This is a genomic window from Paenibacillus sp. P3E (assembly GCF_001909045.1).
GTDB lineage: Bacteria > Bacillota > Bacilli > Paenibacillales > Paenibacillaceae > Paenibacillus_AQ > Paenibacillus_AQ helianthi.
Map to the genome: position 1 here is coordinate 18,086 of NZ_LVWH01000214.1, position 9,735 is coordinate 27,820.

Genomic DNA, 9,735 nt, shown 5'->3' on the forward strand with positions numbered 1-9,735 from the left:
TGAAGCGGCAATGGCGCCTGCTTTCACTTTTCGCAATCGGAAGATGTATGTTTCCGTGCGGAGTGAAGCGGGCTTTTTCTGTTGCTCACATGGAGAGGAGAGAGACAGATGTCACATATTCGCAAAAAACTCGTATTGGTGGGCAACGGAATGGCGGGGGTACGGGCCATCGAGCATTTATTGAAATTATCCCCGGAGGCTTACGAGATTACCATCTTCGGCTCCGAACCGCATCCAAATTACAACCGGATTATGCTGTCTTCTGTCCTGGCAGGCGGGACCAGTATGGAAGAAATCGTCATCAATGATCTAGAGTGGTACCACAGCCACGGGATCCGTCTATATATGGGTCATACCATTACAAAAATTGACACGGTACAGCGCAAAGTATTCTCGGATCAAGGGGTGGTGCTGCCTTATGATGAGCTGATTCTGGCTACTGGCTCCAATCCGTTTATGCTGCCGCTGCCGGGAGCAGATAAGGAAGGCGTAATCGCTTTCCGCGACATCAAGGATTGTCAGATGATGCAGGAAACCTCACAAACGTACCGTAAAGCTGTAGTAATCGGCGGAGGGCTGTTGGGACTGGAAGCGGCCAGAGGTTTGCTTCATCTGGGAATGGAAGTATCTGTTGTCCACATTCATCCGTATATTATGGAACGCCAGTTAGATGAACCGGCTTCCATCATGCTCCGCAAGGAGCTGGAAGAGCAGGGGATGAAGTTCCTGCTGAGCAAGCAGTCCGAAGCGATTCTCGGTAAAAAGAGAGTCAAAAGCCTGCTGTTCGCAGACGGTGAGGTTGCCGAGGCGGATCTGATCGTTATGGCAGTGGGGATCAAACCCAATGTTGAACTGGCGCAGAAGAGCGGCGTAGAGATTAACCGGGGCATCATCGTCAATGATTTTATGGAGACCAACATTCCTGGAATCTACGCCGTAGGCGAATGTGCCGAGCATAGAGGAATCGCTTATGGACTTGTGGCTCCACTGTACGAACAAGGTGCGGTTCTTGCCAAAAGACTGGCGCAGGTCGCCACGGAAGGTTATTCCGGCTCTGTAACCTCGACCAAACTGAAAGTGTCCGGTGTCGATGTATTCTCAGCAGGCCAGTTCATAGAACGGCCGGGTACCCGGGCGCTTAGATATCAGGACGAGATCGACGGGGTTTACAAGAAGCTGGTTATTGAGGATGACAAGCTGGTCGGCGCGGTATTATTCGGTGACACTGGTGATGGCACACAGCTCTTCTCCATAATAAAGAACGGTGAGAATATTAAAGGCAAAGAAAAAGAACTGCTGCTTGGCCTATCCTCAGATGCGCTGGCTTCTCCCAAAGGCAACCGGCTTGAAGGGATGGCCGATGATGAAATTATTTGCGGCTGCAACGGAGTTTCGAAAGGAGCCATTGCCGAAGCCATTCAATCCGGAGGCTGCACAAGTGTGGGCCAGATCAAGGCCTGCACCAAAGCCTCCGCATCCTGCGGCGGCTGCAAACCCATGGTGGAGGGACTTCTTCAACTATATGCCGGAGATCATGTCGTAACGGTGAAGGAAGGGATTTGCGGCTGCACAACCTTAGAACGTGACGAGATTGTCGCTGAAATTAAGCGCATGGAGCTGAAGACCGTCAAGGAAGTCATGAATGTCCTGGAATGGAATAACGAAGAGGGCTGTCCCAAATGCCGTCCTTCGCTAAATTACTATTTGGGGATGCTGTGGCCGGAAGAATATGTGGATGAAAAGGAATCCCGCATTACCAACGAACGCTATCACGCCAATATCCAGAAAGATGGAACCTATTCCGTTGTTCCCCGGATCTATGGTGGGGTCACCTCTCCCGCTGAACTCATGAAGATCGCCGAGGTTGCTGCCAAATTTGATGTTCCTCTGGTGAAGTTTACCGGTGGTCAGAGACTGGATCTGCTCGGAGTCAAAAAAGAAGATTTGCCCAAGATGTGGGAAGAGCTGGATATGCCTTCAGGACATGCTTACGGAAAGACACTGCGTACGGTCAAAACCTGCGTGGGCTCCACCTTTTGCCGGTTCGGAACCCAGGATGCCATGGGCATGGGAATCAAGCTCGAGAAAGCATTTGAACGGCTGAACACACCGGGTAAGGTGAAGCTTGCAGTATCAGGCTGTCCCCGCAATTGTGCGGAAGCTACGATTAAGGATTTTGGCGTAGTAGCGATTGATGGCGGATGGGAACTGCACATTGGAGGAAATGGCGGTGTGCATGTGCGGGCAACCGACCTGCTCTGTGTGGTCAAAACCGATGATGAGGTCATGGAGTGGGCCAGCGCTTTCCTGCAATATTACCGGGAGAATGCCGGATGGAATGAACGGACCGCGCAATGGGTTGAACGGGTAGGTCTGGACAGTATCAAAGCGGCACTTGAGGTACAGGAGGACCGACTTGCCCTTCAGGAGAGAATCCAGACTGCGCTCAGTCTTACCACCGATCCTTGGAAGCAAATCGTGAATGAACCGGAACTGCGTAAAAATTTCGAGCAAATGACTGAGATGAAGACGGTATTGAGGGGGGAAGCCATATGACAATGACCAAAATACTGGTGGGCAAGGTGACGGATATTGATGTGAAAGGCTCCCGTATCGTCAGAATGGGGGACAAAGAAATCGCACTGTTCCGCCTGTCGGATGGAGAAGTCCTTGCTGTAGAGAATAAATGTCCGCATAAAGGCGGAGTCTTATCGGAAGGAATGGTCTGTGGTTCCAAGGTACACTGTCCGCTGCATGATTGGCGGATTGACCTGCACAGCGGGACTGTGCAGGCGCCGGATCATGGTCATGTAGTTACTTATGAGGTAGAAGTGGACAGTAGCAGCGGTTCCATCTATTTAACTCTGGAGGGAAGCCTATGATCCAGGGAAGTGTGTCAATAGTCGGAGCAGGTCCCGGTGACCCGGAACTCCTTACCATCAAAGCCATGCGCAGAATTCAAAGCGCTGATGTCATTCTCTATGACCGGCTGGTGAGTGAAGAAATTCTCAGCTACGGCAAGCCGGAAGCGCTTCGGATCTATGTCGGTAAAGCGCCCGGGCATCATTCCATGCCGCAGGAGGCTATTGAGCAGCTAATCATTAAATATGCTTCTGCAGGTAATCATGTCGTCCGGTTAAAGGGAGGCGACCCCTATGTCTTCGGGAGAGGCGGCGAAGAAGCATTGGCTGTTGCTGCAGCCGGAATTGATTATGAAGTTATTCCTGGCATCACGTCGGCCATCGGTGCTGCGGCTTCTGCCGGAATTCCGCTGACCCACCGCGGGTTGGCTGCATCATTTGCGATTGTAACCGGGAGCCGCTGCCATGATCAGGCTTCAGCTGCACACTGGGAGGGTCTTGTCCATAGTGTGGATACTCTCGTCATTTATATGGGTGTTAGTACACTAACTGACATCCGGCAGCAGTTATTGAAGTGCGGGAAGAATCCGGCAACACCGGCTGCGCTGATCGAGAATGGAACGACTTCCCGTGAACGGACAGTGACAGGAACGCTGGGGAATATGGATAAGCTCGCTGCCGCACTGAAGATTAGCAATCCGGCCCTTATCATTATTGGTGAATCCGTAGCGGTAAGAGATCAGCTACTGGGGCTTCAAAAGGGTGTACGCTCCCAGATCGGCTAAACCGGAGGTGCCTTTTGCCGGAGTGTCATAATTGACGTGACCGCAATCACTGGACCTAGAGGTTCAAACGGACTATACTTTGCAGAGATTACAGCGTTGTATTTACTGATGCAAAGGAGAGAACGGTGATATGCAGATTCAACTAGACCAAGTGACGACCGGACGCCTTGAAGAGAATCTAGGTGGTAAGCCGGGATATCTTAAGCTTTTCTATGATACCGAGGATTGCGGCTGCAATGGAGTTCTGGTGATCCAGATTGTAGACAGACCTAACGATACAGACATCGTTATTCAGAACGAGCCCTTCATCTTCGTGTGTGACCGCCAGCAGGAATCGTTGTTTGATTCCACCATGACACTGCAAGCTGAGGAGAACTATCCTTCCTATAAACTGACCAGCCCATCAGGATTGTTCAGTTCCAATCTAAGAGTTAAGGATCTCCGGTAAGTAAGGAGATTCCCGGGACACCACAAATCGCTCTATATTAGAGCGGTTTTTTGGTGTTTGGCTGAGGATTGATGCAGAGGGTGCGGGGAATGGCAGTTTCAAGTATAATGGGAGGCATCTGAAACTGGAGGCTGTGACGAAATGAAGCCGATTACAATCTTGATTGCGGATGATGAAGCGGAGATCGCCGATCTGATTGCCATGCACCTGGAGAAGGAAGGCTACCTTACGGTCAAGGCATTGAATGGTAGAGCGGCTATGCATGTAGTGCAAACCCAGCCGGTTGACTTAGCGATACTGGATATCATGATGCCTGAGCTGGATGGTCATGAGGTCACCCGGCAGATCCGTGAGCAGCACCGCATGCCGATTATTTTTTTGAGTGCCAAGGCATCTGATTTGGATAAAATAACGGGGCTTGTCCTTGGTGCGGATGACTACATGACTAAGCCGTTTAACCCGATGGAACTGGTGGCCCGGGTCAATGCCCAGCTTCGCCGGGCCATGCAGTTGAACCAGCCGGCTGCAGATACCCTGTCCAGCCTGCAGGTTGGCGGACTGATCATTGACCCGGAAACACGCACGGTTACGATCTATGGGCAGACCGTTGAGCTGACTCCAAAAGAATTTGATATTTTGCACCTGCTTGCCAGTCATCCGAACAAAGTGTTCAGTGCAGAGAATCTCTTTGAACAGGTATGGGGCGAGTCCTATTACGACAGCGGGAATACCGTGATGGTTCATATCCGCACCCTCCGGAAGAAGCTGGGCGAGGACCCCAAGAAGTTCATCAAAACGGTATGGGGAGTAGGGTATGCATTCAATGGCTAGACAACAACGCAGTTTCCGCACTAGTATGCTGATGCTGTTCGGACTCAGTATGCTGATCTCGGGTCTCTTCACTTATCTGGTTTATAAAGGGCTCCAAATGTACTATCATAAGCAGGTCCTGGCAGAAGACGATATTGTCCGTGTGCGGGTTTTCATGAACAGGGTCGGCGATGTTAACTTTTTTCTAATTCTGTTTGTGCCGCTGGCGATCTTCTTCTTCTTTCTGCTGACCAAACGCTACGCCACCTATTTTGATAAAATCTCCTCAGGCATCCACAATCTCGCCAACGGTGACTTCAGCGCCCGCGTGGATATTACCTCTCATGACGAGTTCCAGGTTATCGCTGACGACATCAACCGGGCAAGTGAACAGCTGCAAAAGGCTGTGGCGAGGGGGGACTTTGCTGAGAGCAGCAAGGATCAGCTGGTGCTGAATCTGGCGCATGACATCCGCACACCGCTGACGTCGGTGCTGGGCTATCTGGATTACATCCTGAAATCCACGGATTTGTCAGCAGAGCAGGCAAGGCATTATACCCTGATTGCTTATACTAAATCCCAGCGTCTGGAGAAGCTGATTGAAGAGCTGTTCGAGATTACCCGTATGAATTACGGGATGCTTACTGTGGAGAAGAAGCCCATTGATCTAAGCGAGCTGCTGTTCCAGCTCAATGAAGAGTTGTATCCGCTGTTTGAGAAGAACAAACTGGTTTCCAGGCTGCATATTACGCCACAGCTGATGATTCCTGCAGAAGGGGAGCTGCTCGCACGTGTCTTTGAGAATCTTTTGACTAATGCGGCGCGCTACGGCAGGGATGGGCAATATGTGGACATACACTGCAGGGCGGAGGACGGAAACGCGGTTGTTCAGGTCATGAATTACGGCCATTTCATCCCACCGGAAGAGCTGCCGTTCCTTTTTGATATGTTCTATACGGGTGACCGGGCACGCACATCGGATAAGAACAGTACGGGTCTTGGACTTTTTATCGCCAAAAATATCGTCGAGCGCCATGGCGGCACCATCACAGTAGAGAGTAGTATCACAAGTACCATTTTCAAAGTGACTTTACCACTTAATGCTTGAGAGGGATCATGGCTTCAGTTTAAGGAAAATTTTATTTTTAGGCCACTTTGTATTTAAGCTTTTCCCTATAATCTGGTCTTACACATGATAAAGGGAGATGCTTGCATTGAAGAAGTGGCTTTTTTTGTGCATTGTTTTGCTGGTCATCGTATTCAGGTTTTTTCTAAAGGAAGGGCTGCCGGGACATAATCCCTCCATTACAGTGAATACGTCAGAAATATCCGCTTCTGCAGAAGACTCTGTCACCATAAAGATAGACAAAGCACAAATTCACCAGGGAAATCTCATTTTGGTCAATAAGGATTATCGCATACATACGAAAGGTGTTTCTACGGATATCGTTGCACTTTCAGAGCATGAGGAGTTGACGCAGGGCTTCGGACTGCTGGATCATTCCATCGAGCTGTCCCGGAGCGTAACCGAACGGTTCTCTGAATTGACTGAAGCGGCTGCCAGGGTTGGGGTGGAGCATTTCCGCATCAGCAGCGGGTACCGGGATCAAGATGAGCAGCGTAAGCTCTATCGTGAAAAAGGTGCGGATTATGCGCTTCCTGCGGGTCACAGTGAGCATAACACAGGGTTGTCGCTGGACATTGGCTCATCGCTTGGAGAGATAGCTCATTCTCCGGAGGGGGACTGGCTGCTGGCCAACGCATGGCATTATGGATTTATCCTGAGGTATCCTAAAGACAAGACAAATATCACCGGGATTAAATACGAGGCATGGCATTTCCGATATGTCGGGCTGCCGCACAGTCTGCTGATGAAGGAGAAGAACCTGGTGCTGGAGGAATATCTTGCCGATCTCAAACAACAGAAACGTCTGAAGGTCACGGTCGACAACCGAAAATATCTCATACTCTATGTACCGGGTTCGGAGCTTGACAGTGTTCAATTGCCGGCGGGACATCCTTATGAGATTTCAGGAAACAACATCGATGGGGTAATCGTCACTGTAGAACTGAGCAAATGGGGGAAAAGATGAAGCGACGGAACCGGAAATTTTTGATACTGGGATATGCTCTATACGTGTACCTGCTGATAAAAATTATTTTGTTTAAGTATGGAGCCGTGGATATCCAAGTGCTCTGGCGTCAGCTGCACAGTGTGCTGGAAGACCCTGGGATGATTCAGAACCGGCTGGCATTTGCCAACTTTACTCCCTTTGTCTCTATCAACCGCAATCTGGACCGGCTCTCGCAGCCCAATGATTTCATGAATTTGTTCGGGAATATTGCCCTCTTTATTCCGCAGGGAATTTTCGTCCGGCTATCGGGCAAAGGAAGCTTCCTCACTGCTTTTTTATTCTCTTTAGCATGGAGTGCAGCTCTGGAATGCACACAGGTTCTCTTGGCCATGGGCAGCTTTGATGTGGATGATCTGATTCTGAATGTGCTCGGAGGCCTTATTGGATATGCTATTTGCAAGATATACCCTCAACCTGTTGTTCTTCAAAAGAAATCATAAGAAATAACGCAACAGATTCAACATAGGAGGCAAGCATGTGAAAATCATCGGAATGGATATAGGAACGACCTCCATAACGGGTTTGGTCTATGATCTGGAACACCGCAGGGCTGTGCACTCTATCACTGAAAAGAATTCGGCGCACTTGCGTGCCAGCCGGGAGGACTGGGAACGTCTACAAGATCCCGCAGTCATTCTAAATATAGTGCAAGGTATACTAAGCAACTTATCGGCGGTGGAGCCGGAGGTCCGGGGAATCGGTCTGACCGGACAAATGCACGGCATAGTGTATACGGACGCTGCCGGGAAACATCTGACCCCGCTTTACTCCTGGCAGGATGGCAGAGGCGGTCAACCTTACGATGATCAATTTACAGTAGCGCAGAAACTGAGGGAGAGCACCGGCTATTCAGTTGCGCCCGGCTACGGGCTGGCAACTCATTTATATAACCTGCAGCATGACCTTGTCCCACCCAGGGCAGTCAGCTTCTGTACCATTGCTGATTATGTTGCCATGAGAATTACCGGGCGGACGTTGCCGCTGGTTGATCCCACCCAAGCTGCAGGAATGGGATGCTACAGCATCCCTGAGGGTGATTTTGACAAAGAAGCCATTGCACGGCTAGGTATAAATATAGACCTGTTGCCTAAGGTAACTTCATCCGGAACGCTGTTGGGATTAACCCGGGAAGGTATTCCGGTATTTACACCTCTCGGAGATAATCAGGCGAGCTTTCTGGGTAGCGTGCCATTTACCGAAGAATCGATACTGCTGAACATCGGCACCGGAAGCCAGCTCTCCGTTCTGATGAACCATTTGGGCATCGGAGCTGAGGGTTTGGAGGCACGCCCGTATCCGGGTGGCGGTGTGTTGATGGTCGGAGCCGCGCTGAGCGGCGGGAAATCCTATGCGCTTCTGGAGAAGTTTATCCGTGAGCTTATAGAAGCTTATACCGGAGAGACCCAGGAGGATATGTACACATTTATGGATAAATTACTCGGAGACGGGCAACCGTCCACTGAGGGATTGTCTGTGAATCCGCAATTTCTGGGGACACGGCTGCATTCTGAATCGCGGGGAAGCATAGATGGGATTACGCTGGACAATTTCACTCCGGGCCTGCTGACCCATGCTTTTCTTCAAGGCATGGTTGATGAGCTATATGCTTTTTATAATCGTATGAAGCAAATGAGTTCTGAGAATCACTGGACTCGATTGATCGGCTCCGGCAACGCGTTGCGCGCAAACCCGGCTCTGTGCACCAAGGTGGAAGAGCGGTTCGGACTGCCCCTTACCCTTAGTTCAACTTCGGAGGAAGCTGCCATCGGTGCGGCCTTGTGCGCGGCAGTTGGCGCTGGGCTAATTGGTAGCTTCAAGGAAGCCGGTCAATACTTGGAGTGAAGTCACCATTCACCCACGTGAGGCAATTCATTAGAAGCACTGCGGGAACTGTCGGATGATCGAATTAGTGAGCATATCAGCCATGGCCAATGCTCCCCTTTCGATGGAATCATACAGCTGAACACTTTGTTTGTAATCCTTTTGGAGCAGAGCTACTGCTTCCCCTTTTGTCAATGCAAGATGCTGATAGAACATTTGTCTGAATTCTTCCTTGGGGAAATACGGATTGAGGCGGCTGAGGAATTCCACAATCTGGTCGCCATTGGCAACCCATTTCTTCTCGGCGGGAAAGTAGGGTCTCCAGTGATATTGCATGGAATTTCCTCCTTAACGTTTAGCGTATGTTCCTTGCACCAGCTTCGTACAAACTGGCTTCTGAAGCATAGGCTTAGATCATGTATACCGTATCTTATGGTATATCCGCCCAAGTGGTTCATAACACTGAATTTCAGAGAATAGGCGGGAAGAAATGAAAAATAGAGGTATTATGAATAAACGAGAGAGAATTGAAACAGTCATTTTATATGGAGTTTTCATATGTTACATACTTTTTTTATTTAAAATATTTATCTTATCAAGAGTTTCACTTGTGGATTTGTTAAATAGTCAGAGGACACTACATAGGTCAATCAATCTCATTCCTTTTTATAGTATAAAGGAGTATATATTTAGCAACTCAGCCAGTATAAAAAGTTTCGCTTTTGCTAATGTGGGCGGCAATATAGAAATCTTTATTCCTCTGGGCGCATATTTGTCACTATTCAGAGCCAATAAAAAAGTAATAACCAATCTGCTATTTATATTCATAGTGAGTTTATTAATTGAAACCATTCAGGGGCTTTTTGGCATTGGAG

10 protein-coding genes and 1 pseudogene are annotated in these 9,735 nt (G+C 49.4%); 10 read left to right on the plus strand and 1 reads right to left on the minus strand.

The window, feature by feature from the left end; translation table 11 throughout:
* Window positions 1–108 precede the first annotated feature (108 nt).
* The 9 genes from nirB to A3842_RS27390 all read left to right on the plus strand — a co-directional run bounded on the left by nirB (window position 109) and on the right by A3842_RS27390 (window position 8,881).
* Window positions 109–2,556 (plus strand): nitrite reductase large subunit NirB, encoded by a 2,448-nt coding sequence (nirB, locus tag A3842_RS27350; protein ID WP_074103404.1) that lies wholly within the window; start codon window positions 109–111, stop codon window positions 2,554–2,556.
* Window positions 2,557–2,558: 2 nt separating this feature from the next.
* Window positions 2,559–2,882, plus strand: a complete 324-nt coding sequence (nirD, locus tag A3842_RS27355; RefSeq protein WP_074103409.1) for a nitrite reductase small subunit NirD — start codon at window positions 2,559–2,561, stop codon at window positions 2,880–2,882.
* Window positions 2,879–3,646, plus strand: coding sequence for a uroporphyrinogen-III C-methyltransferase (gene cobA / locus A3842_RS27360; protein ID WP_074103405.1), 768 nt, complete (start codon window positions 2,879–2,881; stop codon window positions 3,644–3,646). Before nirD ends, cobA begins: the two co-directional genes overlap by 4 nt.
* 130 nt (window positions 3,647–3,776) lie before the next feature.
* Entirely contained in the window at window positions 3,777–4,094 is a 318-nt protein-coding gene (locus tag A3842_RS27365; RefSeq protein ID WP_074103406.1) for an iron-sulfur cluster biosynthesis family protein, read from the plus strand.
* A 141-nt stretch (window positions 4,095–4,235) separates the two neighbouring features.
* On the plus strand, window positions 4,236–4,925 hold the full coding sequence (locus A3842_RS27370; RefSeq protein WP_074083413.1) for a response regulator transcription factor: 690 nt from the start codon (window positions 4,236–4,238) through the stop codon (window positions 4,923–4,925).
* A complete protein-coding gene (locus tag A3842_RS27375) occupies window positions 4,918–6,012 on the plus strand; it encodes a HAMP domain-containing sensor histidine kinase (protein ID WP_074103410.1) in 1,095 nt (364 codons plus the stop codon). Before A3842_RS27370 ends, A3842_RS27375 begins: the two co-directional genes overlap by 8 nt.
* Before the next feature lie 106 nt (window positions 6,013–6,118).
* Window positions 6,119–6,997 carry a M15 family metallopeptidase gene (locus A3842_RS27380; RefSeq protein ID WP_074103407.1) on the plus strand — a complete coding sequence of 293 codons (879 nt, stop codon included), beginning with the start codon at window positions 6,119–6,121 and terminating at the stop codon, window positions 6,995–6,997.
* A 20-nt stretch (window positions 6,998–7,017) separates the two neighbouring features.
* Window positions 7,018–7,479 (plus strand): VanZ family protein, encoded by a 462-nt coding sequence (locus A3842_RS27385; protein WP_256701899.1) that lies wholly within the window; start codon window positions 7,018–7,020, stop codon window positions 7,477–7,479.
* Window positions 7,480–7,516: 37 nt separating this feature from the next.
* A complete protein-coding gene (locus A3842_RS27390) occupies window positions 7,517–8,881 on the plus strand; it encodes a sedoheptulokinase (RefSeq protein ID WP_083609760.1) in 1,365 nt (454 codons plus the stop codon).
* A 30-nt stretch (window positions 8,882–8,911) separates the two neighbouring features.
* On the opposite strand, the pseudogene A3842_RS27395 reads toward A3842_RS27390, so the two are convergent.
* Window positions 8,912–9,163, minus strand: a pseudogene (locus A3842_RS27395) (acetylglutamate kinase); the annotation flags it as partial.
* A 187-nt stretch (window positions 9,164–9,350) separates the two neighbouring features.
* On the opposite strand from A3842_RS27395, the gene A3842_RS27400 reads away from it, so the two are divergent.
* Window positions 9,351–9,735, plus strand: a 385-nt coding sequence (locus tag A3842_RS27400) for a VanZ family protein (RefSeq protein WP_218618702.1), incomplete at its 3' end; no start/stop codon positions are given.

What these genes read in the sequence shown, in the direction of transcription:
- nirB (WP_074103404.1), top strand. Translation starts at nt 109, where the DNA reads ATGTCACATATTCGCAAAAAACTCGTATTGGTGGGCAACGGAATGGCG.
- nirD (WP_074103409.1), top strand. Translation starts at nt 2,559, where the DNA reads ATGACCAAAATACTGGTGGGCAAGGTGACGGATATTGATGTGAAAGGC.
- cobA (WP_074103405.1), top strand. Translation starts at nt 2,879, where the DNA reads ATGATCCAGGGAAGTGTGTCAATAGTCGGAGCAGGTCCCGGTGACCCG.
- A3842_RS27365 (WP_074103406.1), top strand. Translation starts at nt 3,777, where the DNA reads ATGCAGATTCAACTAGACCAAGTGACGACCGGACGCCTTGAAGAGAAT.
- A3842_RS27370 (WP_074083413.1), top strand. Translation starts at nt 4,236, where the DNA reads ATGAAGCCGATTACAATCTTGATTGCGGATGATGAAGCGGAGATCGCC.
- A3842_RS27375 (WP_074103410.1), top strand. Translation starts at nt 4,918, where the DNA reads ATGGCTAGACAACAACGCAGTTTCCGCACTAGTATGCTGATGCTGTTC.